Origin of the sequence: Pseudoalteromonas lipolytica, assembly GCF_900116435.1 — a bacterium.
Taxonomy (GTDB): Bacteria; Pseudomonadota; Gammaproteobacteria; order Enterobacterales; family Alteromonadaceae; genus Pseudoalteromonas; species Pseudoalteromonas lipolytica.
Window position 1 is genome coordinate 32,769 of the sequence record NZ_FPAZ01000006.1, and the last position, 24,214, is coordinate 56,982.

Here is a 24,214-nt window from a genome sequence, read left to right on the forward strand (position 1 = left end):
CCCTGATGCCGAAATCATTCATTTCGGCATCACTTTTTTATTGCTATGATTGGGCAAATTTAATGAAAGGATTAGCCTAATTATGTGGTTTAGTAACCTTATCTGTTACCGTTTTAAACAAGACGTATCATACAACCAAGAAGACTTCGATAAAGCCCTAGAACAAGACCTGTTTCGCTCATGTGGTGGTCAAGAGTTATCAACGTTTGGTTGGACCAAAGCCTTTGGTAAACATGGTCAAACCCTATCGCACTTTTCTCAAGATAGCATTTTAGTGTGCGCAAAACGTGAAGAAAAAGTATTACCCGCTGCGGTTATTAACGAACTAGTTGCTGAAAAAGTAGAGCAGATTGAAGCGGAAGAAAACCGCCCAGTTAAGAAAAAAGAAAAAGACGAACTAAAAGAAAATATTCTGCATACCCTACTTCCTCAAGCATTCAAAAAGTCGAGCTTACAGTTTGCATTTATTGACCAAAAGAATGGCTGGGTGGTTGTTAACAGTGGTAGTTTTAACAAAGCCGAAGAACTTCTTGCCTTGTTACGTAAATCGTTAGGATCGTTACCTGTAGTGCCCGCATTTGCAAACTATGATCTGGATGTGTTTCTAACCGATTGGCTAACACAATTTAATGCGCCTGAGGGGTTCGCTATTGGCAACGATGCAGAACTTGAAGAAGCAGACGATAGTGGCGCACAGGTTAAACTTAAAGGCCATGATTTATCGTGTGATGAAGTGAAATCGCATCTAGAAAATGGCAAGCGCGTGACTAAGCTTGCACTTGATTGGCAAGAGCGAGTTAAGTTCATGCTGCAAAACGATGGGTCAATAAAACGACTAAGCTACTCAGAAACACTTAAAGAAGAAAACGCCGATATCCCTAAAGAAGATATGGCCGTAAAACTAGATGCAGACTTCATTTTAGCATCAGAAGAAATTAAGCAATTACTTGAAGAACTAACTCAAGGATTAGGAGATGCAAGCGATTTATAATCAGCTTGTTGACACTAAAAGCGCAGATTAGTCGTAATCTGCGCTTTTTAATGCGTTATTCAGTAAACACCGCTTTTACATCATTTAACATGTCGTGATATTCATCTGAATTAAACATATCAAGTGACGAAATAACACCTTTATCTAAATAGGTCTGTAATGCTGAAGACTTATCTGATACTTGCAGGATGCCCTCTAAGATCGCGCCTATGCGAATAAAGTCAACATAGCAAATATGCTCAGGACGATAGTTAGGGTTTGCCCAGCTCTCAGCAACTTCAACAAATTCATCAGTGAAGCCCCACGCTCGCATAATCGCTCCCCCTACTTTGCCTCCCAATTTTTGAATTGCATGCGCAAGAAAGCTGGGGTTCGCAAATACTTCGGGGTGTTTTTCGGCTTCCGTTAAAATGGGTAACACGCCAATGTTATACACTAAAGCCGCTAGCGTAATGGTGTCGCGATTTAATGACGTCTTCTTATTATCACGTAGGAAAAAATCCATTAAGGTAATTGAGTGGCAAGCCACCTTCAGCGTTTTTTGCCACGCTTTGTCCATGTAGCCTTTAATTAACTCATTGTGCGATACAAACAGTTGCTCCATTGCCATGGCCGTTGCAATGTTTTTAATTTGCCTTAAACCTATCCGCGTTACAGCTTGGTGTAGGTTTGTCACCTTAACCGAGCGCCCCATAAAGGCACTGTTCGCCACCTTAATCATGCGGGCTGAAAGCGCGGGGTCGTGTGAAATCACATCGGCCATTTGCATCAAATTGACATTAGGATTGTCTGCAGCTTGTCTGACTTTTACAGCCACTTCAGGTAAAGTAGGCAACACTAGGGTGTCATTATTAATTCGGTCGACCAAAATGGTCAGTAGTGCATTTTCTGTTGACATATCTTTGCCATCCTCTTGAATTAGCTTGCTTTTATAAAATCAAACTAATGACTGACATTGTTAGATTAATTATTGTTTTAGTATTGTCTAAGTTAGCGCTAAAGTTAAGAAATTCACAGTAATAATCTACTTTTATATTTTAAGACACCGATTTAATTGCTTAAAATCACATACTGCGCAGTAAACTTGCCATTTATATGTTAGGTTTGCTTTAATGCTTACACATTTATTTTCAAAGCAACGACTCTCTCTTTTTAACGGGCAAAAAAATGACATTAAATAAAATTAGCCACGCACTTATCTTATCTGGTGCAGTTTTTCTAGGTGCATGTTCTGACCAACAAGCGACCCCTTCTCAAACAAAGCCTGCTGCAGAGCAAACGACTCAAAATACTGAAGAAAATAATCCGCAACTAATCAATGCAGACAGAAACCGCTTAGATATCTATACAGACTTTACATTAACCTCAGACTTGAGCCACTTAAGCGATAACCAAAAGCAAATGGTTGGCAAACTTATTGACGCATCAAAAATCATGGATGCATTATTTTGGCGTCAAGCATTTGGTGAAAACAAAGAAGCATTTTTGGCAAAAATTAATGACGAAAAAGTGCAAAAATTTGCAGATATCAACTACGGCCCATGGGACCGTTTAAACGGCGATCAGGTGTTCTTATCTGGTTATGAAGAAAAGCCACTTGGCGCAGAGTTTTACCCAAGCGATATCACTAAAGAAGAGTTAAACAACGCAACAGTTGAAGATAAAACAGGCCTTTATTCAGTTATTAAACGTGATGAAAATGGCAAACTATACAGCGTGGCTTACTCAGTAGAATACGCACAGGAACTAGAAAAAGCGGCAAACTTACTCCGTGAAGCAAGTAAACTTGCCGATGACAAAGAATTTGCAAACTACTTAAGCATGCGTGCTGATGCACTTGTTAGTGATAACTTCCAACCCTCTGACTTCGCATGGATGGACATGAAAAACAACCCAATTGATGTTGTTATTGGTCCAATCGAAACCTACGAAGATCAACTCTTTGGTTACCGTGCCGCTTACGAGTCTTACGTGTTAATTAAAGACCTTGCGTGGAGTGAGCGTTTAGCTAAGTTTGCAGCTTTCTTACCAGAGCTACAAAAAGGCTTACCCGTAGACGATAAGTACAAGCAAGAAGTACCGGGTTCAGACGCTGACCTTAATGCATATGATGTTGTTTACTATGCGGGCCACTCAAATGCCGGCAGCAAAACAATTGCTATTAACTTGCCTAATGATGAGCAAGTACAGCTTGAAAAAGGCACCCGCCGTTTACAGCTTAAAAACGCGATGCGCGCTAAATTCGACAAAATCTTAGTGCCAATTTCAGAGCAATTAATTGTGCCTGAGCAGCGTAAACACATCACCTTTGATGCATTTTTTGCAAACACTATGTTTCATGAAGTCGCACATGGCTTGGGAATTAAAAACACCATCACCAACAAAGGGACTGTGCGTCAATCACTGCAAGAGCATGCCAGCGCGCTTGAAGAAGGTAAAGCAGATATCCTTGGCCTTTACATGGTTGAGCAGTTACTTAAAAAAGGTGAAATCACTGACGGTACGCTAGAAGATTACTACATCACCTTTATGGCTGGTATATTCCGCTCAGTGCGTTTTGGTGCATCAAGTGCACATGGTAAAGCAAACATGATCCGTTTTAACTTTTTTGCCGAAGAAGGTGCATTTTCTAAAAATGCAGATGGCTTATACAGCGTAAATATGGAAAAAATGAGCTTAGCGATGGCAAAACTATCGCGCCTTATCTTAACGATTCAAGGTGACGGCGATTATCAAAAAGTCGACCAATTAATCGCGACTCATGGTGAAATTAAAGCCGAGCTTGCTAAAGATTTAGAAAAGCTAAGCCAAGCAAACATCCCTGTTGATGTGACCTTTAAACAAGGTAAAGAGGTATTAGGTTTAAACTAAACGCACTCTCATCTGAGTAATAACCAGTTTAAACAAAAAAACGCTGCTTTCGAGCAGCGTTTTTTATGCTTAAACAACAGTCATTAATGCGCCACAAAGCTCAGCCCATATTTATTGTTTAGTTTTACGATTTCCCCATTTAGCAACATTTTTTGAAACTCAGCATTAAACTCATCAATAAATTGCGCTAAATCTCGCTGCTTAGTAAAACCAAAATAACCTTGATTAACCGTTAAAATAGGAGAAAGTATGATCACCTTATCGGCAATACCCAAACTTTCTATCACCGGCCTTGCTGCGCGGGGGTGAGTTAGAATTAAATCAACCCTGTCATACATTAATTGTAAAAAACTTGCCCGCACATTGGCGACTTCTGATAACAGTAAACTCGATTCATGGCGCTTAAATTCAACCCCATAATCCCAGCCACGAATAACCCCTATTGCATCTTTTTTTAAACTGGCGAAGTTTCCTCGCCAAGTAACTTCATTATTCGGTTTGGTATAAAAAACAATAGGGTCTTCATAAAAGGGTAATGCACTAAAGAGCATGTATTGGTTACGCTGAAACGATTTATAAGGGCCAATAATGGCATCGGCATCACCTTGCTCAACCATTTTTAAAGCCCGTTTAAGCGGCATAATATCAATCACAATAGTATGCCCCAATCGCTTGCCTATTTCATAAACGATGTCAGCCCCGAGTCCTGTAGGAGAACCGTGCTGATCCTGTTCTAAAATGGCAGGAAAATGACTTCCTACAAAATAATAACTTTTTGCCACACTCTCAAAGGCACTCAAAGATAACATCGTCACAAAAAAACAACGTGTTATTATTGCCGCGCTAACGTGCCACTTTTTCATATTTGCTGGACTATATTTTCGATATTCACCGTTTAAAAATACGCTTTAAGCGAAGTAATCTGCTCATCAGAATACGGAACCGCCGGTAACTTACCCCACACAGGTGCAGGCCAAGCAGCATCTGTTTTAAAGCGTGCGATATGATGAATATGCAGTTGTGGCACCATATTTCCCAAAGCAGCCACATTGAGCTTGTCTGGATTAAAAACCTGCTGTAATAATTTACTTAGTTTGGCCGACTCGCGTAAAAGTGTCACTTGCTGCGTTTCACAAAGGTCGATAATTTCTTTTAAACCCGCTTCTCTCGGGACTAAAATAAACCACGGATATTGGCTGTCATTCATTAGCAATACTTTACACAGTGGCCAATCTGCTAATTCAATACAATCACGCTGTAATTCAGGTGCCAAGGAAAATGGCATATCAGCATTTTTCATCAATAAGTCCTTAAATCTAAGTTGTACCCCTGCTACTTTATAGCATTTAGTTGCAGTTGCCTAAGCTTACCATTAACATCGTGGCAGTTTTTATTCGAGCGAAGGTACCCCTGTGCTAAAAAAAATTAAATCTCTCTCACTTGCCTTACCAATAGTGGCAACAGCACTGAGTGTGAATGCTGAACCACTATCACTAGAGCGTATTTTTGACGATCCTAGTTTAGCAGGTAAAGCACCTGTACAACTTAAATTCTCACCCGATGGTAGCCGCGTTACCTACTTACAAGGTAAAACCGACGACTACAACCGTTATGACTTGTGGGAATACAATTTAAAAGATAACAAAAACCGCTTATTAGTTGACTCTGCGGCACTATTCTCAGGCCCAGAAAACCTATCAGATGAAGAAAAAGCACGACGTGAGCGTCAGCGTATCTTTGGTAAAGGGATTTTAGAGTATAAATGGTCAAAAGATGGTAAAGCACTGCTTTTCCCACTGAATGGCGACCTTTATTACTACGAACTTGCCTCAGCTAAAAGCCGCAAACTGACCGATACCGAAGCATTCGAAACCGATGCACGTTTTTCACCGAAAGGTCATTTTGTATCGTTTATTCGCGAGCAAAACCTTTACGCACTGAACTTAAAAACGGGTCAAGAAATCCAGTTAAGTAAAGACGGCGGTGGCGTTATTAAAAACGGCATGGCTGAATTCGTGGCTCAAGAAGAAATGGGCCGCATGACGGGCTACTGGTGGTCAGGTGATGAAACAAAAATTGCCTATACGCGTGTCGATGAAAGCCCTGTAAAAGAAGCGATTCGAAACGAAATTTACGCTGATGAAGTAAAGCTTTTCAACCAGCGTTACCCGTTCACGGGTACAGACAACGTTAAAATTAAACTCGGTGTTGTTAGCATTAACAACCAACAAACTGATTGGGTTGATTTAGGCGAAGACGAAGATATCTACATTGCTCGCGCCAACTGGTTAAAAGATAACAAAACGCTATCTTATCAATGGCAAGACCGCTCACAGCAAACGTTAGAGCTGCGTTTTTACAACAGTGAAACGAAAAAGCAAAAGGTCGCCCTAACAGAAACAAGCGATACATGGATTAACTTACACTTTGATCTACAGTTCCTAAACGATAAAAAACACTTCGTGTGGGCCTCTGAACGTGACGGCTTTAAACACCTTTATTTGTACCGCACAAATGGCGAAATGATCCGCCAAATCACGCAAGGTGACTGGGTGGTTGATAGCTTAAAAGGAATCGATGAGAAAAAAGGCATTGTGTATTTTGCAGCGCGTAAAGACACCGATCTTGAAAGCCATTTATACAGTGCACCGTTATTCAAAAAAGGGGATATTAAGCGCATAACAGAGCTCGGTGCTTATCATAATGTGGTTATCGCCAAAGATAATAAAACCTTTATCGACAACAGCTCATCGGTTAATAAACCAGGTTCAGCCGCACTTCGTAAAATTAACGGCGAGTTTATTACCTGGCTTGAAGAAAACAAACTCGATAAGTCGCATCCACTTACACCGTACTTAGACGATTTAATCACTCCTGAATACGGTACATTAACAGCTGAAGACGGCCAAATAATGCATTACCGTTTATTCAAGCCGACTAACTATCAAGATGGTAAAAAGCACCCTGTTATTGTAAACGTATACGGCGGCCCACATGCCCAACGAGTGACAAATAGCTGGCGCAGCAAAAACTTGTATTTCCAATACATGGCACAGCAAGGCTACGTTATTTTTCAACTCGATAACCGTGGCTCTTACAACCGTGGTAAAAAGTTTGAAGACGTTATCTATAAACACTTAGGGGTTGCTGAAGTCGCTGACCAAATTAAAGGGGTTGAGTTCTTACGCACTCTTGATTACGTTGATCCTGAGCGCATAGGTATTTACGGTCACAGTTACGGTGGCTATATGGCACTGATGACCATGTTTAAAGCCGGTGATTATTTCAAAGCGGGTGTATCGGGCGCGCCAGTGACCGACTGGGCACTTTACGACACACACTACACAGAACGCTACGTAGGCCACCCTGCAACAAATGCAAAAGGCTACGAAGCAAGTGCCGTTTTCCCTTATGCTGAAGGCTTAAAAGGACCGCTAATGATTTACCACGGCATGGCTGATGACAACGTGTTATTCACTCACGCCACGAAGTTATTTAAACAACTGCAAGATCAAGAAAAGCAGTTCGAGATGATGACGTACCCAGGTTCTAAGCACAGTTTACGTGGTAAGAGTGTGCAAACACACTTGCACCAAACTATCACAAGCTTTTTCAACCGTCACTTTAACGTACAATAGTTAAATTTAAATTCGGTAACTTAGACTAAAGGCTGATTGTCCAATCAGCCTTTTTTTTGTCTCAATGTATTCCATCCACAACTAGATTTAATACCTGTTTTAACTACACTTAACATATTGCTTTTAAACAAGCATGACCAAGGAATACACATGAACTACTTACGCCGTTTTACAATCTTACAACGCCTTGCCATGTTGGTTAGTGTAGTGGTGGTTGGATTGATCTTTTTAAGTATCTCAAGCTTAATGAAGCAATATGATTCTTTAGAACAAGAACAATACACCAAAACTCAAAACCTAGTGGAGTCAGCCCACAGCATTATTGAACACAATTATGCTTTATTCCAACAAGGTAAACTCAGTGAACAACAAGCAAAACAAGCTGCGCTGGATACTATCGCTGCACTTCGCTATGACAAAAGCAATTACTTTTGGATAAACGACTATCAACCTGCGATGGTTATGCACCCATTCAAACCAGAGCTTGAAGGTAAATCACTTGCCAACAATAAAGACCCCGACGGGGTACACCTGTTTGTTGACATGGTGAACGTGGTTAAACGACAAGGCGAAGGGTTTGTTCCATACAAATGGCCTAAGCCTGGAAAGGATCAACCCGTTGACAAAATTGCCTATGTTAAGGGTTTCACACCATGGCAATGGATTATTGGTTCGGGTGTCTACATTGACACCATAGAAGATGCATTTGCTTCACTACGAAATCACGTCATTATCACTGCGGTGGTTATTATTGGTCTGTTAATTGCGCTCAGTTATTTAATTGCAAATAGTATATTACGACCAACTCAATTGGCTGCTGATATGATGAAAGACATTTCGCAAGGTGAAGGTGATTTAACCCAACAACTTGATGAAAACGGCAATGATGAGGTCTCTCGGCTATCGCGTTACTTCAACCTATACACTGCAAAAATGCGAGAGTCACTCAAGCAAGTCGCGCAAAATGCTCAACAGGTCAATCAGTACGCCCACAATGTGGATGATGCCACTAAAACCAATCATTCTTTTATTGAACTGCAAAATGACAGCTCAACACAAGTTGCCACCGCAATGGAAGAAATGACTCATCAAATTCATGATGTTAGCCAAAATGCAGATCAAGCTGAGCATGCAGCAAACGACGCGGCGCAAAATGCTTCAACCGGTAAACAGGTGCTCAACAAAACCATTACCGCTATTGAAACTCTGTCGCATAATATTGAGCAGGTTAGTAAGGTAACCACTGACCTTGCAGCAGAGAGTAACAATATAGGCTCTGTACTGGATGTTATTCGCAGCATAGCAGAGCAAACAAACTTACTTGCGCTTAATGCCGCGATTGAAGCGGCGCGCGCGGGAGAGCAAGGGCGCGGCTTTGCTGTCGTAGCCGATGAAGTGCGTACACTGGCTAGCCGTACCGGTAAAAGTACTGATGAAATTCAGGCCATGATCAGTAAGTTACAAGCAGGTGCTAAAGCTGCGGTTGATGCGGTATCTGCCAGTCAACAACTGTCGAGCGAAACCGTCTTACAAGCAGGTGAAGCAAGCAGCTCACTCAGTGAAATTGAGCGTTTGGTCACAATTATTAAAGATATGAATAGCCAAATAGCCCGCGCCACAGAACAACAAACGAGTGCGGCAGATGAAGTTAACTTACGTATCAATGAGCTGTCACAATCAACCGAACAGTCACTATCTAATACCCAAGGGCTATCAGATGCCAGTGAAAGCTTAAAGCAAAGCTCACAAGCACTGAGCGATGTGGTAAATCGCTTTAGACTTGATTAAGCTAAATTTTAACGAAAAAAAGCCCCGCTTCATTTTTGCGGGGCTTTTTTAATGCTTAAATATTACAAGCAATAACGTGCAAATAAACTGCTGACAGCTGCTGCGGTTGGCTTACCATGTTGCCAATCACCGCCTTCTACACCACTGCCCGCGATGTCCATATGAACATACGGTAATGGGTGTGCTGATTCAGTGCCATGCTTATCTAAACCACCTACAATCGCTAAGAATGCCATTGGGAACTGGTGTCCACGTGCAGTCACAGCTGACGGTGCATTGTTACTCGAAAGTACATCATCGGCTAATGTACGAGGCTTAACAAAGTCGTAGTCTTCACGACGGCTGCGAGAGACCTCTGCGCCATCAGCCCATAAATCACCTAAATCAGCAATTTTACGTGAAACCTGCGCTTGACGAGCGGGTCCATTTTCAACATAAGCGCTGTAAGGACCCATCGCACGTGCTGCGTGACCTGTTAGCGTTGCAACAGTGAATAGCTCTGGATTTACTTCATTTAATGCGCGGTCTTTCATTTCACTGAGTAAATCACCCATTGCTAAACGCCCCTCTGCGTCGGTATTACCGATGCGTACACGAACGCCTTCACGGCACGTAATGATTTCGTCAGGCACGAAACAATCAGAACCAATTGAGTTTCGAACCACGGCTAAGTAAGCAATCACCTTGACACCTTTAGGTGCATAATCAGCCACTGACTTCATAAAACCAGCGACCGATGCTGCGCCACCTTTATCGCGGCTCATACCCGCCATAAAGCCACCCACTTTAAGGTCGGCACCACCGGTATCATAAACAAGCCCCTTACCAACGAACATTAACGTACGCTCAATGTCACCCTCAGGAACATATTCAAGCTTAACAACACGTGGATGATGACGCTCAACAGCGTATGATGCACGCGCTACAGTGCTCATCATTGGGTAATCTTTATCGATAGTGTCGATATCTGAAATCACATCAACAGACACTTTACTGCCCGCAAATAACTCAACACAATAATCGGCAAAACGTGGCGGTGCCATGCGCTCAGGCTCTGTACCGCATAAGTCACGCGCAGCATATTGGCCTGCGGCAATTGCATTCAATGCTTTAACCATGGCCTCATCAGCACCCACTAAGCTAATTTGACTGATTGGCTCAATCGCTTGGCCATGAAACTCACGCGCTTCAAGTGGCTGCCATAATGCTTGGCAAGCGCCTAAAAAGGCAACTTCAAGTGCATGTTTGTAACGCGCATCGTGGTGTGCACTCGCAAGTAAAATAGCAGGCTTGGTGCTGCCCGAAGCTTTTGCTTCTAGCACGGCTAATTTAGCAGCATCAAAATAACGACGTACATCGTCATAATCGCGATTAAGCGGACCTGTAGGCGCTAAAATAACGCGCTTTGAGTCAATCACAAGTAATGTGACTTGCTTAGAGATACGTGCATCAATGGCTTGTTGAGCACTGATAGCGTCGCTTAAGCTTGCATCGGCTAAAGACGAAAAATTATCACCTATAATAATCAATGCATCGTGATCTGCATCAGCTAATTGAGAGGCGACAACTGCATGAGGGTATGCCATAAAAAAAGGTCCTGCTGTTAGAAACATAGGACCTTATTATCATTGATTTAACGCGCTATTGCCAGCCGTGCAAATGAGCGGCTGGCAAGCAAAGTTTACTGCTCTGACACAGATTGGTTGTCTTTGCGATGTTTCACAATGACAGACCATGCTTCTAGCATCACCAGCACACTGATCACCAGTACCAGTAAATCGAGTGTTACAAGTAACCAGTTGCCTTGTTGGTAATATTCACCTAGCTTAATCACACCCGCGAAGAATGCCATTACCAGTACAAAGCTCATCGGTATTAACGTGTACTTCGCTGGACGATTCGCTTTGATTAACATTACCGAAATAACCAGTAACGTTAAACTTGCAAGGATTTGGTTGGTAGAGCCAAACAGCGGCCAAATGATCATTCCGCCGCTGCCATCGGCACCACCTGCACCAAAGGCAAGTAGCAAGCAGCACAGCACAGCGACGAGCGTTGCGACAATCCCATTGCGAATAATACTGATATTATAAATATCACCCCACTCTTGAATAATGTAGCGTTGTAAACGAACGCCAGAGTCCATTGTCGTGCCTGCAAATAGCACCACCATTACCGCAAGTAAGGTCGACGCGACTTCTTGTGAAATACCCCAACCACTTTCGATTAAGTTTGCACCCCCATTGATAAAGGCACTCACGCTCCCCGCTCCTAAGTGGCTGTAAATTTCATGCCATTCTTCAGGTGATACAGCCAATGCAACACCACTTACCGCCACCAGCGTAATAAGTGCAAGCATGCCTTCACCCACAGCACCTAAATACCCAACAAAGCGACCGTCAGTTTCTTTGTTTAACTGTTTAGAGCTGGTACCTGATGACACGATTCCATGGAAACCCGATACCGCACCACAGGCTATGGTGACAAACAACAGCGGAATAATACTCGGCGTATCCACTGCCGTTTGTGTATTAAATGCAGGTGCGGTGATATCTGGCATTGAAATAAAGACCGCGCCATATAAAAGCACTAAACCAACCAGCAACTGCATACCATTAATAAAATCGCGAGGTTGTAATAACATCCACACAGGCAGTAAAGAAGCAATTGCAGCGTAGATGAACAAAATAATGATCCAGTTTGCGTTTGCACTTAAGCCAAACATCTCATCTGGCAACGCAATGGGCATACTACTGCCAAGATAAATGGTGTAATAAAGGATACCGACACCAATTAAACACAGAGGAATTAAAGAAACTTTACGGCGCAGTAACTGGCCTATAACAAGGGCCACAACAATGGCTGACCAAGCAGGAAAAACCGCATTTGGCTGGGATACAAAGGATTTAGCAATAACAACCCCAAACACCGCATTCACCATCAGTAGCACTAAAAATACCACAATCATAAATAACGCACGGGTACGCTTACCGATGACGCTTTCAGACAAAGCCCCCATCGACTTACCTTTGTTGCGAGCACTGGCCCAAAGAGCCCCCATATCATGGACGCCAGCAAAAAAGATTGTTCCAAATACGACCCATAACACGGCAGGCACCCAGCCCCAATAAACAGCAATAGCAGGACCGACTATCGGTGCCGCACCTGCTACAGACGTGAAATGGTGGCCCCACAACACGACCTTATTGGTGGGTACATAATCCACACCATCCTCAAGCTCATGAGCAGGTGTGACGAAGTTATCATCCATTTTAAAGATTTTTTCGGCGATGAATTTCGAATAAACAAACCATCCGAATAACATACCGACTATTCCGAGCAGCACGATCACGACCGATTGCATAGTCATCTCTCTTATGTAGTTATAATGTTGTCTAGAGGCCGTGAACACAAATGGTTCAACACCCCACACTGAACACTAACAAACTTTAAACAACCTAGGTGTTAACCTTTAGTCTAATATACTTAACTGAAAATGCTCGTGGGCTTCACTCTTTATTCCCACACCAATGCCCAAGAGTCTGACGGGTTTATTATTTCCGCGTTCATACGCTTTACTCATTAACTCTGTAAAAATGCTGTCATCTAACTGATGATGACTTTGGTCAGCACTGGTCACTGTGAAATTTGCGAACTTCACTTTAACTGATAATTTGTTGATTCTGTTACTCAGTTGCTGCCTTTCTAAACGGCGTACTAACTCTGTCATTAAACGGGGTAACTCAGATAAACACTCAGCTAAGCTATTTTTGTTGAATTCATAAGTGTGTTCCACACTCAGCGATTTACGTACGCGTTCCGTAGACACTTTACCTACGTATTCTCCTGCGCATTTTTGATAAAGCGAAACACCAAAGTTCCCCACGTGTTGCTGCATCCAATTAACCCCTTTTTCGCGAACATCAGCTCCCGTGTATAAGCCTTTAAGTTGCAATTTTTCAAGCGTCACCTTCCCTACACCTGGGATCTTGCCTAGCGGCAACTTGGCTAAAAAGCTATCCACTTGCTCAGGCAGTACCACGCACTGACCATTGGGTTTATTCTCATCACTGGCTATTTTGGCAATAAATTTAATCGGTGCGATACCCGCCGATGCAGTTAGGCCTGTTGTGGTAAAAATTTCTTGTCGAATTTGCTCAGCCATAAGAGTCGCACTGCCTCTGCATGCACTGCTTTGGGTAACATCTAAATAAGCTTCATCAAGCGATAAGGGTTCAATCAGGTCAGTGTATTTAGCGAAAATTTCACGGATTTGTTGAGAGACTTCTTTGTATACATGCATTCGTCCGGGCACAATGACTAGATCAGGACACAATTGTTTAGCATGGTAGTTAGACATAGCTGAACGAACGCCATATTGGCGCGCAATATAGTTGGCCGTAGAAAGCACACCACGGCGACTGTTCCCACCAATCGCAAGAGGCACACTGGCAAGTGCAGGATTGTCACGCATCTCTACTGCAGCAAAAAAGCAATCCATATCAATATGAATGAATTTTTTCATCAGGCATACAACAACTGTTCATTTATACAGTTATTATTATTTAATCTACCTGATAGTGCAAGCGAACATACTAAGAGGTTTGACGTGCTTGCTCGCGTGTTTTTTTGCGACTAAACAGCCGTGCTCCAAATAACCAAAAGGCGGCTTCGAGTAAAAGTCCCAATACAATTAGTACGATAAACCCAGACATTGTGCCCATACTGTAGCACAGTAGAGCCAGAGCCAGTAAGATGAATAATACTACCCACTTTATCATTTTCGCTGTTAGTTGCTGCATAACTAGGTCCTTCATGTGTGTTCGATTTACTCACACTTTACGTAAGCGTGAACTTATAAAGTTAGCACAATATACTTAGTTTTCTAATTTTCTTGAGCTAAAAGCAGCATGTTGCTAACCTAGCTTTTCTCACAATTAACCTGGATTTGCTATGCAATCGTTTATAGAACAACACCCTATCAGAACAAAAATTAATGTAGCATGGGGTGAAATGGACGCCCTTCAGCATGTGAATAATGTGGTCTATTTTCGTTACTTTGAAACCGCACGTATCGACTTTTTTACACAATTAGGCTTTCTTAAAGATTTACAAGCAACAGGCGTGGGTCCGGTGATCAGCGAAAACAATGCTCGCTATAAACGCCCCGTGACGTTTCCAGATTCCGTGCATGTTGGTGTAACCATAAGTGACATTGAAAAAGACCGCTTTATGATGCACTACACCGTATTCAGTGAAAGCCAAAAGGCAGTTACCACTGTTGGCTCATCACACGTTGTCATGTTTAACTTTACTACGGGTAAAAAAGCAGAGCTAAGCGATGAGCTTTTAGCTGCACTTAAAGCCCACTCTAACGATTAACAAGGAACTAATATGCTTTATAGCCCACTTGGCCGAAGTGGTATTGACGTCTCCCGTGTTTGCTTAGGAAGCATGACATGGGGTATGCAAAATAACCAAGCTGATGCCGATGAACAAATTGCCTATGCGTTAGATAAAGGCGTTAATTTTATCGACACGGCAGAAATGTATGCCGTACCGCCCTCGCCCGACACCTATGGTAAGACCGAAGAGATTATTGGTCATTGGCTTGCACGTAATAAAGATAAACGTGAAAACCTCGTTATTGCGACTAAAATTGCCGGTAATGGTTTACCTTGGGTTCGTGAAGGCGAAGATATCACTCGTCAAGCGGTGGTTAACGCCGTTGATGCCTCATTAAAACGATTACAAACCGATGTTATCGACTTATATCAGCTTCATTGGCCTAACCGCACCTCGCCGCATTTTGGTAAACAATGGCCCGGCATTGTGCGTTTTTCAGATGCCGACACCGAGCAAAATATTGCAGGTATGCTCGATATTCTTGAAGGCCTGAATGACTGTGTTAAAGCTGGTAAAATTAAACACTGTGGTCTTTCTGATGATAGTCCATGGGGTATTAGCCAATACTTGCGTTTAAGTGAGCAACATAATTTGCCGCGCATGGTGTCTATTCAAAACGAATTTAGTCTACTGCATGCCAAAGACTGGCCTTACTTAATCGAGCAATGTATTCACGAAGATATTGCGTATTTACCTTGGTCACCCCTCGGTGGTGGTATGTTAAGTGGTAAATACCTTAATGGTGCGCGCCCTGAAGGTAGCCGCTGGACACTGGTACAACGCAATGGCCTATTTAGAGACACGCCTCAGTCGCAACAAGCTATCGCAGAGTATGTAGAGATAGCGAGTGCCTTTAATCTAACCCCTTCACAACTTGCGCTTGCATGGTGTGATCAGGTCGATGGTGTCAGTTCAACCATCATCGGTGCCACGTCAATGTCGCAGTTAAAAGAAAATATTGATGCTTTCTCAGTGACGCTCACCGATGAGGCACTTGAAAAAATAGCACAGGTATTTAATCGCTACCCAATGCCATTTTAATGCTGTAAAGCCTATCGTTTGATAGGCTTTAATCCCGCCAAAACCGATACTATATGACCATTTTTAATTGCTGTTTATTTTATTTTCAATACTTTGGTGTATAGTTAATCATCGTTATTGAGTTGTAAGGTAAACGATGAGAAAACATCTAAAAAAAGCATTCTATGTTATTTCTAGCTTATTACTTGGCTCGTATGTGCATGCTTCTGAACAACTATCAATTACATGGCTCGAAAACGATAGCGGGCCTTTTTATATCGAAAAAAATGAAACAACTCCTCACGCGGGTTTATGTAACGAAATAACCGATTTACTCATCACCGCCCTACCACACATAAAACATACCAAGGTGACAATCCCACAAAAGCGAGCAAATAAATATTTAGATGAAGGCCACATGGCTTGTTATGCGTGTATGATTCATCGTGAACAAAAAACACATCGCGTTACTTACTCTATTCCGACCACGGTTTACCCGCCGTTTACTGTCTTAAGTAATAGCGAACAAGCTGAAAAAATTTATAAAGCTCACGGTAATCCCGTGTCATTAATTTCGCTGTTAACGGATGCACACTTTATGTATGGTCAAAATGATGCACGCAAGTTTGGCAACCCCCTGGATAACATTGCAAAAAACATTAAGCTTTATGACTATGCAGCACTGAGCAGTACCGGCAGTCAAGCAAGTTATGCACTACTCACGCAGCTTGAGCACGGCTATATTGACTACACCATTGATTACCCATTTGTGGCAGACTATTACAATAAAAAATACCAGCAAGATATAAAGAAACTCGCCATCGGTGACCCTGAACAACATGTTGTGCTGGGTGCGATTGGCTGCTCAACCAGCGCCCCCAATAATTATGCACAACGCGTGCTAGTCGACATTAATAACGCGCTTAAAAACACCGTATTACCAAGTGAAAAATATCAACAAAACCAACGAGCTTGGTTAGAGGAAAGTTTTCCTGATTTTTTAAATTACTACCAACGATTTATCTTAGCGCCACTTAAATCGCCTGCCATTGATGGGTTAGAACTTGAGTAGAGCCATCTTTTAGCGCCACATTAAAAGTGGCACCTGAAATAACTTTACCCACTCCCTCAGGGGTGCCTGTCATAATGATGTCACCATCCTGTAAACTCATAAATTCATTGATCTCAGCTAAAATCTGCTGAGCAGTGTGGATCATCAACTGAGTGTCGCCAAGCTGGGCTAATTTACCATCAATGTGTAGACTAAATTGATACTGCCCTGACTCATTGACTGGCACAAATTCTGTAAAAAGTGCCGCTCCATCAAAGGCTTTAGCACGCTCCCAGGGTAAGCTTTTTTGTTTTAGCTGAGTTTGTAAATCGCGTTTGGTTAAATCAAGTCCAAGGCCAACACCAGCAAGCTGTTTATTTTTAACTAAAAAACACAACTCTGCTTCGTAATGTAATTGCTCAGAACCGTGCTTAGCATACAGCGACTGCGTTAATGCGCTGTTCGGTTTTACAAATAACACCATACTGGTCGGTGTTTCGTTATTGAGCTCTGCGATATGAGCGGCATAGTTTCGACCAACACACACCACTTTACTTGGTGTCACTATTTCGTTAACAAATTTGACTGAGTGCATTGTGGGTTCCTTATAATCTACAACACCTTTTGTACTATATTAACATTAATTGAATTATCTAATTTTACCTAAAACAGCTGCAAAACCCGTTAAAAAGCCAAAAAGTTACACTTAATTATTCCTTATAATAACATGAACATACATATTAATTGCCAACTAAAAAGTGATTTATATTGACCATTGTTTAACTTTCTAATAACTTATTGTAAGCGGTTACATTTATAAAAATCGGGTTCGGCGATTTTTTTTGCAATAGAATGTAAGCGCTTACATTTAGACAACAAACACGAAAAATAAAACCAAATCTGGAGATTTGCATGAACCACACACTATTCAAGAAAAAGCAGCTTGCCATTAGCCTTTCCATGGCAATGGGATTAAGCACGCTAGTTCCTCACTCAGCTGCTGCCGAAGAAAAATCCGAGAAAGCGAGTGATATTGAAGTAATACAAGTATCGGGGATCCGCGGTAGCCTTGTAAAATCAATGGATATCAAACGTCAATCTGCAGGTGTTGTTGATGCAATCACGTCAGAAGATATCGGTAAGTTTCCAGACACAAACTTAGCAGAATCTCTGCAACGTATTACAGGTGTGTCTATAGACCGCAGTAACGGTGAAGGCAGTAAAATCACTGTACGTGGTTTTGGTCCTGAGTTTAACTTAGTCACGTTAAACAACCGCCAAATGCCAACAACGGGCGGCCGCTCATTTGATTTTGGTGATATCGCGACTGAAAGCGTCAGCGGTGTTGAAGTCTACAAAACAGCTCGTTCAGACATACCTAGTGGTGGTATCGGTGCAACCGTTAATATCACTACAGCAAAACCATTATCGAACCCAGGTCTTAAGGCATCAATTGGTGCAAAAGCGGTTCATGATACATCAAACGAAACTGGCGATAATATTACACCTGAAGTTTCTGGCATTTACAGTAACACTTTCAATGATGACCGTTTTGGTGTTTTAATTTCAGGTTCAGTGCAAGAGCGTAACAACCGCGAGCAATCAATGGCGGTTGATAACTGGATCCCGAATGTTGATATTTCGTCATCTCCAGATTTAGCGTTAACAGACAACAATCAACGTGCCGATGGGGCAACATGGTATCCACAAAATGCCGGTTATGCCTTCTCGGACAACACACGTAAACGTACTAACGGTCAACTTGTATTGCAATACGCGCCAACAGACCGTATTACAGCAACACTCGATTACACCTACTCAAAACTTGAATTTGAAAAAGACGGTCGTAGTTTCGGTGTGTGGTTCAATAATGGTGGTAACGTAAGTTCAGCGAACATCAACGAAAATGGCACTTACACAAAAGTTACTGAAATTGGTGGTGATTATTCGACAAACCTTAACCGTGGTGCCACAGAAAACGAAAACAAATCACTGGGTTTAAACATTGATTGGCAAGTAACTGATAACTTAAACATCGAGTTTGATGCTCACAACTCATCAGCAGAAAGTGCTGGGGTTGGTCTTGGCCATGATGCATTTATGATCATTGGTAATACATCGTGTTCATGGTGTGAAAACCCAACAGTGAATATTGATGAGAAAATGGCTGACTTCAGCCAAGGCGAAATCCCACTGATCGATATGACATTGACCAACGGTCAAGCAGAGCTATTACCAAGCGATATGGGAACCCTATTCGCTGGTGTTAATAAAGACACGAACACTAACGATCTAGACCAGTACCAGTTAAAAGGTACTTGGTACAATGAAAACACAGGCGCGCTTTCAAGCATTAACTTTGGTGTATCACATACAAAAGTTGATTTCCGTACTACCACGGCTTATTCAGGTCAGTTAGCGGCTGGTTGGTGGCTAAATTCTGCTGATTGGTATGATGACAGCATGTTTACGCGCGTTGACAGCTCTGGTTTACTTGATGGCTTCTCAGGTGGCGGTAGCGACAAGCTATTAAACTACTACTACGATGCTGACTTTGATGAAATCGTTGCAATCGCCGAAAGCATTGACTGTGACCACCCAGATGGCGGCATTGGTGCATGTAGTTGGCCAGCGGATGTAAACGGCAATGTGCAAGCGGGTCCAATTGATGATGACCACCGTGTTAGCGAAGAAACGACGGCATTTTATGCACAAGCTAACTTCGAAACAGAATTCAACGGCATGCCAATTAACATTACCGCAGGCTTACGCTACGAATCGACAGATGTTACAGCAAACAGCCTAGAGCGCCCTGCTGTTGCAATGGAATGGGTAAACGGCAACGAATGGTCATACATTTATGCTGATGAGCGTACCTTCTCAAACGGTGAAGGCAGCACGAAAGAATTTTTACCAAATATCGATATGAACATCGAAGTGGTTGAAGATGTGATTGCTCGTTTCTCATATAGTCGTACCCTAGCTCGCCCACCTGTTGGCGCACTGCGTTCAACAACGTCTTTCTTGGGTAACCCCAAAGTGGGTCAACGTAAAGTTGCGGTAGGTAACCCGAACTTAAAACCTTATACAGCCGATAACATCGACTTATCACTTGAGTACTACTACGGTGAAGGCAGCTATGTTTCTGCTGGTTACTACCGTAAGCAAGTTGATAACTTCTTAGTGAACATCACCACAGAAGAAACAATTGACGGCATCACAGACCCATTCATTGGTGACCGTGCTGAGCAAGCGCGTGAAGACCTAGCTGCAGCAGGTGAGCAACCGTCTGACCAAGCAATTCACGATAAAATCAACGAAAACCAAGGCACTGAAGAAGGCACACCGATTGTGGGCAATAGCACTGACCCACTGGCAAACTTCTTTGTATCTCGCGATAACAACGTTGAGACCGCTAACCTTTGGGGTTGGGAGCTTGCTGCACAGCACATGTTTGGTGAAACTGGATTTGGTATCGCAGCCAACGCAACGTTTGTATTTGGTGATGTTGAAGCAGACAGAGATGCTATCGGTTATCAATTTGCCTTACCGGGCTTAAGTGATTCAGCAAACTTCTCAGCTATTTATGATTTAAACGGCTTATCGGCGCGTATTTCATATAACTGGCGCGATGAATTCTTAACAGGCTTTGATCAACACTCATCACCTGTTTTTACTGAGTCTTATGGCCAGTGGGATATCAACGTGAACTACGCCGTGAACGAAAAGCTAACGGTGTTTGTTGAAGGTCTAAACCTGACAGATGAAACGCAGCGTACCTACGTTCGTTACTCTGAGCAGCTGTTACGTGCAAACCAGTACGGTGCGCGCTACAACATCGGCTTCCGCTACTCGTTCTAGCATTTTGTTGTCAAAAAAGCCGCTCAACAGCGTAATGCAGATCAGTTAAGGAAAAACCAATAAAATAAAGGGTTACAGCGATGATTTATAAAAATCTTACTGTAGCCCTTTTGCTATATGGTCTTTAGCTAATTTTATCCCCACCTGCTTTAAGCAGCTTTAACTGAATAATATTCACATATTTATTCAAAAAACTGCTTAACTGACTGGCATTACTCAACAGCGGCTTTTTTTTTCACAAATATGCTAGTTTGTCTTTATAGCGTTTAAGGTAGCTTTGAACATGCAACAGAATAATGTAAAAAAAGTGGTCATTTTAGGAGGGGGAACTGCCGGTTGGTTAACCGCGGGTTTAATTGCCGCACAGCCACATTTAACCCATAACGCACAGATCACCCTCATTGAATCCCCTGATATTGCCACCATTGGTGTTGGTGAAGGTACCTGGCCGACAATGCGCCAAACACTGAAAACCATCGGCATTAGTGAAAGTGACTTTATTCAAACCTGCGATGCTTCATTTAAACAAGGTTCACGCTTTGATGGCTGGTGCGAAGATGATGGCAGCACCCATTATTACCACCCGTTTAGTTTGCCTGTTGCCTATCAGCAGCTAAACATTGCTCCCTATTGGTTCGCCAATAAAGAGGCCGTAAGTTTTAGCCATGCCGTCGCAAGTCAAACCTACTTATGCGATCACCACAAAGCCCCAAAAAACCACCTACACAGCGCCTACCAAGGCGAAGCAAACTATGGTTATCATTTAGATGCTGGAAAGTTTGCAATGTTATTGCAAACTCACTGCACCACTCAACTTAATGTCGAGCATATTGTAAGCCATGTTGAAAGCATTAATAACGATGATGAAGGCTACATCAGCTCATTAGAAACACGCGATCATGGAATAATTACCGGCGACTTGTTTATTGACTGCTCGGGGACACACGCAAAGCTCTTACATCAGCATTACGGCGTTGAATTAATCGAGCAACAAGATGTGCTATTTAACGACCGCGCAGTGGCAGTGCAAGTACCTTATGCAAGCCCACAACAAGACATTTTGTCTTATACCAAAGCCACCGCTCAAGATGCGGGCTGGATTTGGGATATTGGCCTACAAAGTCGTCGTGGGCTTGGTATGGTTTACTCAAGTCGTTTTGCCAACAGTGATGATGCCAAACAAGCGCTTGGCCGCTACATTGAAAGCACCCAGCCAGGCACAGACCAAAGCCAATTAACATTTCGCGAGATTCGTTTTACACCCGGCTACAGGCGTACTTTTTGGCATAAAAACTGTTTAGCAATCGGAATGTCAGCTGGCTTTATTGAACCGCTAGAAGCCTCTGCACTCGTGATGGTGGAGCTTGGTCTTAATAATTTACTGGCTAATTTCCCCACACACCGTGCAGCGATGCTTACGCTTGCCAAACGCTTTGATGACCAATGCCATTATCGCTGGCAGCGCATAATCGAATTTTTAAAACTGCATTACGTGTTATCAAAACGGACCAGTCCATACTGGCAAGCACATAAAGAAGCCGCAAGTGTACCGGCGCAACTGCAAGAGAATTTAGCGCTGTGGCAGTATCAAAGTCCATGGCTCAACGATTTTGATCGTGCCCAAGAGGTATTCTCTGCGGCCAGTTATCAGTATGTGCTCTATGGCATGAAACAGCTGCCTAAATTTCCAAGCATGGCAATGCCTGCTGCAATTGTTGAGCACTTTACTGCTAATCAACAACATGCCAAACATGCTTTACAGCAGCTACCAACAAATCGTGAGCTGCTAAACCATATTCAGCAATTTGGTATTCAACCTATTTAATATCAGCATTAGGAGGCCCAATGGCCAATCACGTTTTACTTGATAATATTAGCCATAAAGACCTGAAAGTGATCACCGCACGCGGTGCCGACTGGGGCGATAAAATTAGCTGCGCCACTATTTTCCCAAGCGAGTTTGCAAAAATACAAGCAAACCAACCGATCGTATTTCGTAAGCAGCCACAAACAGGCCAGTTTGAAGCATTGGCATTATTTGGTTTTGAAAATGGTGAAAACCTACTGCTTGATGAAAAAGGCGAATTAAAACTAAGTTACTTACCGCTTAGCATGCTGCGCCAACCGTTTTTAATAGGCCAACAGACGCAATATAACAATGGAATTCCTGAGCAATCATTAGTGGTGCATATTGATTTAGACAGCCCTCGTGTTAGTACAAGTCAGGGGGAAGCCATTTTCCTTGAGCATGGCGGTAACAGTGATTACTTAAATCACATTGCTCAAGTACTGAATACCCTGCATCAAGAGCATCAAACAATTAATGGTTTTTTTGAGCGCCTACTTGCCGCCAACCTACTGGAAGCATTCAGTATCGAATATGCCCAAAAGAATGGCGAAAAAGTCACAGTGACAGGTTTTTATACCATTAATCAACACGCACTAAATGATTTAACACCGCAACAGTTAAAGCAGTTGCAACAGCAAGGCGACTTACAAGCCATTTATATGGTACTTGCATCAATGGAACAGATCCCACACTTACTGAATAAGAAGTGGGCGCAGCAGTAATGTTTAGCGCAGCGCCAATTAATGAGTGCAATGCCTCAGAGATTACCAACCTCAAAGCGTTTTTAGCCGACTTAACTGAGCCTTTGGTGATAAGAGAGCTGTGTGCTCACTGGCCTCAGGTTGCAGCAGCCAAAAAAGGCGAAAAACAGGCATTGAGCTACCTTTTAGAGCTGGCCAATAATGCGCCTGTTCGTAGTTTTAGTGCCGATGCTATGCATCAAGGCCGCTATTTTTATAATGCTGATTTATCGGGACTTAATTTTTCACAACACGCCGACTCACTCAAAAGCGTGCTAGACAAGTTAGTCGATAAATTAGCGCACACACAGGCTGACTCGCTGTATATGGGGTCAACCGCTGTGGAATACTGCGCGCCGGGCTTTAGTCTCGACAACCCATTAGAGGTGACCGATTATAACTGCCTAACAAGTCTCTGGGTGGGAAATCACAGTCATATTGCGGCTCATTACGACAATGCCGATAACTTGGCGTGTGTTGCTGCGGGTAAGCGCACCTTTACCCTACTACCCACTGAGCAGGTAAATAATTTATATGTTGGGCCTCTTGAGTTTACACCCGCGGGTCAGGCTATTAGCTTAGTCGATTTTAATAACCCTGATTTCACGCGTTTTCCACGTTTCAAAGAGGCAGCAGAAAAGGCGCAAACAGCGACATTAACACCTGGGGATGCTATTTATATTCCTGCACTTTGGTGGCACCAAGTCAGTGCAACACAGCCATTTAATGTGTTAGTTAATTATTGGTGGCGACAAGCTCCGGAGTATTTGGCCAACCCCTTTGATGCTATGTTGCATAGCATGTTGGCGATAAAGGACTTACCAAAAGAGCATAAACAAAAATGGCAGCAATTGTTTAATCACTATGTATTTGCTGATGAGCTCGATTTAACCAGCCATATTGCACAGCCTGCACACGGTATTTTGGCTGATATTGATGAATTAACCGCAAGAAAAATAAGACAATTATTACTACAAAAGCTCAACCGATAGAATGAGC

At 42.7% G+C, this 24,214-nt stretch carries 19 protein-coding genes; 11 read left to right on the forward strand and 8 right to left on the reverse strand.

Annotated elements, in window-relative coordinates; all coding sequences use genetic code 11:
* Nucleotides 1–82: 82 nt before the first annotated feature.
* Nucleotides 83–991 (forward strand): recombination-associated protein RdgC, encoded by a 909-nt coding sequence (gene rdgC, locus BM378_RS07365; protein ID WP_036966297.1) that lies wholly within the window; start codon nucleotides 83–85, stop codon nucleotides 989–991.
* A gap of 55 nt (nucleotides 992–1,046) precedes the next feature.
* Here rdgC and BM378_RS07370 read toward each other — a convergent pair whose 3' ends face one another.
* Entirely contained in the window at nucleotides 1,047–1,889 is an 843-nt protein-coding gene (locus tag BM378_RS07370) for an HDOD domain-containing protein (RefSeq protein ID WP_036966295.1), read from the reverse strand.
* Nucleotides 1,890–2,158: 269 nt separating this feature from the next.
* Between BM378_RS07370 and BM378_RS07375 the strand changes: the two genes are divergently transcribed.
* Complete coding sequence (locus BM378_RS07375) at nucleotides 2,159–3,862, forward strand: dipeptidyl-peptidase 3 family protein (protein WP_065979727.1); 1,704 nt, start codon at nucleotides 2,159–2,161, stop codon at nucleotides 3,860–3,862.
* 83 nt (nucleotides 3,863–3,945) lie between these two features.
* Here BM378_RS07375 and BM378_RS07380 read toward each other — a convergent pair whose 3' ends face one another.
* Both BM378_RS07380 and BM378_RS07385 read right to left on the reverse strand, forming a co-directional pair.
* Entirely contained in the window at nucleotides 3,946–4,671 is a 726-nt protein-coding gene (locus BM378_RS07380) for a substrate-binding periplasmic protein (protein ID WP_227006813.1), read from the reverse strand.
* 86 nt (nucleotides 4,672–4,757) lie between these two features.
* Nucleotides 4,758–5,162 carry an HIT domain-containing protein gene (locus BM378_RS07385; RefSeq protein ID WP_065979726.1) on the reverse strand — a complete coding sequence of 135 codons (405 nt, stop codon included), beginning with the start codon at nucleotides 5,160–5,162 and terminating at the stop codon, nucleotides 4,758–4,760.
* Nucleotides 5,163–5,274: 112 nt separating this feature from the next.
* Here BM378_RS07385 and BM378_RS07390 point away from each other — a divergent pair, with 112 nt between their 5' ends.
* Together BM378_RS07390 and BM378_RS07395 are read left to right on the forward strand one after the other, a co-directional pair.
* The gene (locus tag BM378_RS07390) at nucleotides 5,275–7,500 is read left to right on the forward strand and encodes a S9 family peptidase (protein WP_074988906.1); all 2,226 of its coding nucleotides are present in this window, start codon (nucleotides 5,275–5,277) and stop codon (nucleotides 7,498–7,500) included.
* 150 nt (nucleotides 7,501–7,650) lie between these two features.
* On the forward strand, nucleotides 7,651–9,288 hold the full coding sequence (locus BM378_RS07395) for a methyl-accepting chemotaxis protein (protein ID WP_036966284.1): 1,638 nt from the start codon (nucleotides 7,651–7,653) through the stop codon (nucleotides 9,286–9,288).
* Between the two features lie 62 nt (nucleotides 9,289–9,350).
* Here the strand turns inward: BM378_RS07395 and BM378_RS07400 are convergent, their stop codons facing one another.
* The 4 genes from BM378_RS07400 to BM378_RS07415 form a co-directional block, all read right to left on the reverse strand.
* Nucleotides 9,351–10,874 carry a M17 family metallopeptidase gene (locus BM378_RS07400; protein ID WP_074988907.1) on the reverse strand — a complete coding sequence of 508 codons (1,524 nt, stop codon included), beginning with the start codon at nucleotides 10,872–10,874 and terminating at the stop codon, nucleotides 9,351–9,353.
* Between the two features lie 95 nt (nucleotides 10,875–10,969).
* Nucleotides 10,970–12,652, reverse strand: a complete 1,683-nt coding sequence (locus BM378_RS07405; protein ID WP_036966280.1) for a carbon starvation CstA family protein — start codon at nucleotides 12,650–12,652, stop codon at nucleotides 10,970–10,972.
* Nucleotides 12,653–12,760: 108 nt separating this feature from the next.
* A complete protein-coding gene (gene dinB / locus BM378_RS07410; protein ID WP_036966279.1) occupies nucleotides 12,761–13,813 on the reverse strand; it encodes a DNA polymerase IV in 1,053 nt (350 codons plus the stop codon).
* A 70-nt stretch (nucleotides 13,814–13,883) separates the two neighbouring features.
* Complete coding sequence (locus tag BM378_RS07415; protein WP_074988908.1) at nucleotides 13,884–14,090, reverse strand: hypothetical protein; 207 nt, start codon at nucleotides 14,088–14,090, stop codon at nucleotides 13,884–13,886.
* Between the two features lie 151 nt (nucleotides 14,091–14,241).
* Between BM378_RS07415 and BM378_RS07420 the strand changes: the two genes are divergently transcribed.
* From BM378_RS07420 to BM378_RS07430, 3 genes are all read left to right on the forward strand, one after another.
* The gene (locus tag BM378_RS07420) at nucleotides 14,242–14,670 is read left to right on the forward strand and encodes an acyl-CoA thioesterase (RefSeq protein WP_036966275.1); all 429 of its coding nucleotides are present in this window, start codon (nucleotides 14,242–14,244) and stop codon (nucleotides 14,668–14,670) included.
* 12 nt (nucleotides 14,671–14,682) lie between these two features.
* Complete coding sequence (locus tag BM378_RS07425; protein WP_074988909.1) at nucleotides 14,683–15,735, forward strand: aldo/keto reductase; 1,053 nt, start codon at nucleotides 14,683–14,685, stop codon at nucleotides 15,733–15,735.
* A gap of 136 nt (nucleotides 15,736–15,871) precedes the next feature.
* Entirely contained in the window at nucleotides 15,872–16,786 is a 915-nt protein-coding gene (locus BM378_RS07430; protein WP_083422886.1) for a hypothetical protein, read from the forward strand.
* Here BM378_RS07430 and BM378_RS07435 read toward each other — a convergent pair.
* Nucleotides 16,749–17,360, reverse strand: coding sequence for a fumarylacetoacetate hydrolase family protein (locus BM378_RS07435; RefSeq protein WP_036966270.1), 612 nt, complete (start codon nucleotides 17,358–17,360; stop codon nucleotides 16,749–16,751). The genes BM378_RS07430 and BM378_RS07435 overlap by 38 nt on opposite strands.
* 317 nt (nucleotides 17,361–17,677) lie before the next feature.
* Between BM378_RS07435 and BM378_RS07440 the strand changes: the two genes are divergently transcribed.
* From BM378_RS07440 to BM378_RS07455, 4 genes are all read left to right on the forward strand, one after another.
* Nucleotides 17,678–20,626 (forward strand): TonB-dependent receptor, encoded by a 2,949-nt coding sequence (locus BM378_RS07440; RefSeq protein ID WP_074988910.1) that lies wholly within the window; start codon nucleotides 17,678–17,680, stop codon nucleotides 20,624–20,626.
* A 283-nt stretch (nucleotides 20,627–20,909) separates the two neighbouring features.
* Nucleotides 20,910–22,451, forward strand: a complete 1,542-nt coding sequence (locus tag BM378_RS07445; RefSeq protein ID WP_074988911.1) for a tryptophan halogenase family protein — start codon at nucleotides 20,910–20,912, stop codon at nucleotides 22,449–22,451.
* Between the two features lie 20 nt (nucleotides 22,452–22,471).
* Nucleotides 22,472–23,197, forward strand: coding sequence for a SapC family protein (locus BM378_RS07450; RefSeq protein WP_074988912.1), 726 nt, complete (start codon nucleotides 22,472–22,474; stop codon nucleotides 23,195–23,197).
* Nucleotides 23,197–24,207 carry a cupin-like domain-containing protein gene (locus BM378_RS07455; protein WP_065979718.1) on the forward strand — a complete coding sequence of 337 codons (1,011 nt, stop codon included), beginning with the start codon at nucleotides 23,197–23,199 and terminating at the stop codon, nucleotides 24,205–24,207. Before BM378_RS07450 ends, BM378_RS07455 begins: the two co-directional genes overlap by 1 nt.
* Nucleotides 24,208–24,214 lie beyond the last annotated feature (7 nt).

Bases quoted from the DNA above. Each gene is read 5' to 3' on its own strand.
- BM378_RS07440 (WP_074988910.1), top strand. From the start codon at position 17,678: ATGAACCACACACTATTCAAGAAAAAGCAGCTTGCCATTAGCCTTTCC.
- BM378_RS07375 (WP_065979727.1), top strand. From the start codon at position 2,159: ATGACATTAAATAAAATTAGCCACGCACTTATCTTATCTGGTGCAGTT.
- BM378_RS07380 (WP_227006813.1), bottom strand. From the start codon at position 4,671: ATGTTATCTTTGAGTGCCTTTGAGAGTGTGGCAAAAAGTTATTATTTT.
- BM378_RS07420 (WP_036966275.1), top strand. From the start codon at position 14,242: ATGCAATCGTTTATAGAACAACACCCTATCAGAACAAAAATTAATGTA.
- BM378_RS07425 (WP_074988909.1), top strand. From the start codon at position 14,683: ATGCTTTATAGCCCACTTGGCCGAAGTGGTATTGACGTCTCCCGTGTT.
- BM378_RS07400 (WP_074988907.1), bottom strand. From the start codon at position 10,874: ATGGCATACCCTCATGCAGTTGTCGCCTCTCAATTAGCTGATGCAGAT.
- BM378_RS07455 (WP_065979718.1), top strand. From the start codon at position 23,197: ATGTTTAGCGCAGCGCCAATTAATGAGTGCAATGCCTCAGAGATTACC.
- BM378_RS07430 (WP_083422886.1), top strand. From the start codon at position 15,872: ATGAGAAAACATCTAAAAAAAGCATTCTATGTTATTTCTAGCTTATTA.
- dinB (WP_036966279.1), bottom strand. From the start codon at position 13,813: ATGAAAAAATTCATTCATATTGATATGGATTGCTTTTTTGCTGCAGTA.
- BM378_RS07445 (WP_074988911.1), top strand. From the start codon at position 20,910: ATGCAACAGAATAATGTAAAAAAAGTGGTCATTTTAGGAGGGGGAACT.
- BM378_RS07415 (WP_074988908.1), bottom strand. From the start codon at position 14,090: ATGCAGCAACTAACAGCGAAAATGATAAAGTGGGTAGTATTATTCATC.
- BM378_RS07385 (WP_065979726.1), bottom strand. From the start codon at position 5,162: ATGAAAAATGCTGATATGCCATTTTCCTTGGCACCTGAATTACAGCGT.
- BM378_RS07395 (WP_036966284.1), top strand. From the start codon at position 7,651: ATGAACTACTTACGCCGTTTTACAATCTTACAACGCCTTGCCATGTTG.
- BM378_RS07435 (WP_036966270.1), bottom strand. From the start codon at position 17,360: ATGCACTCAGTCAAATTTGTTAACGAAATAGTGACACCAAGTAAAGTG.
- rdgC (WP_036966297.1), top strand. From the start codon at position 83: ATGTGGTTTAGTAACCTTATCTGTTACCGTTTTAAACAAGACGTATCA.
- BM378_RS07450 (WP_074988912.1), top strand. From the start codon at position 22,472: ATGGCCAATCACGTTTTACTTGATAATATTAGCCATAAAGACCTGAAA.
- BM378_RS07405 (WP_036966280.1), bottom strand. From the start codon at position 12,652: ATGCAATCGGTCGTGATCGTGCTGCTCGGAATAGTCGGTATGTTATTC.
- BM378_RS07370 (WP_036966295.1), bottom strand. From the start codon at position 1,889: ATGTCAACAGAAAATGCACTACTGACCATTTTGGTCGACCGAATTAAT.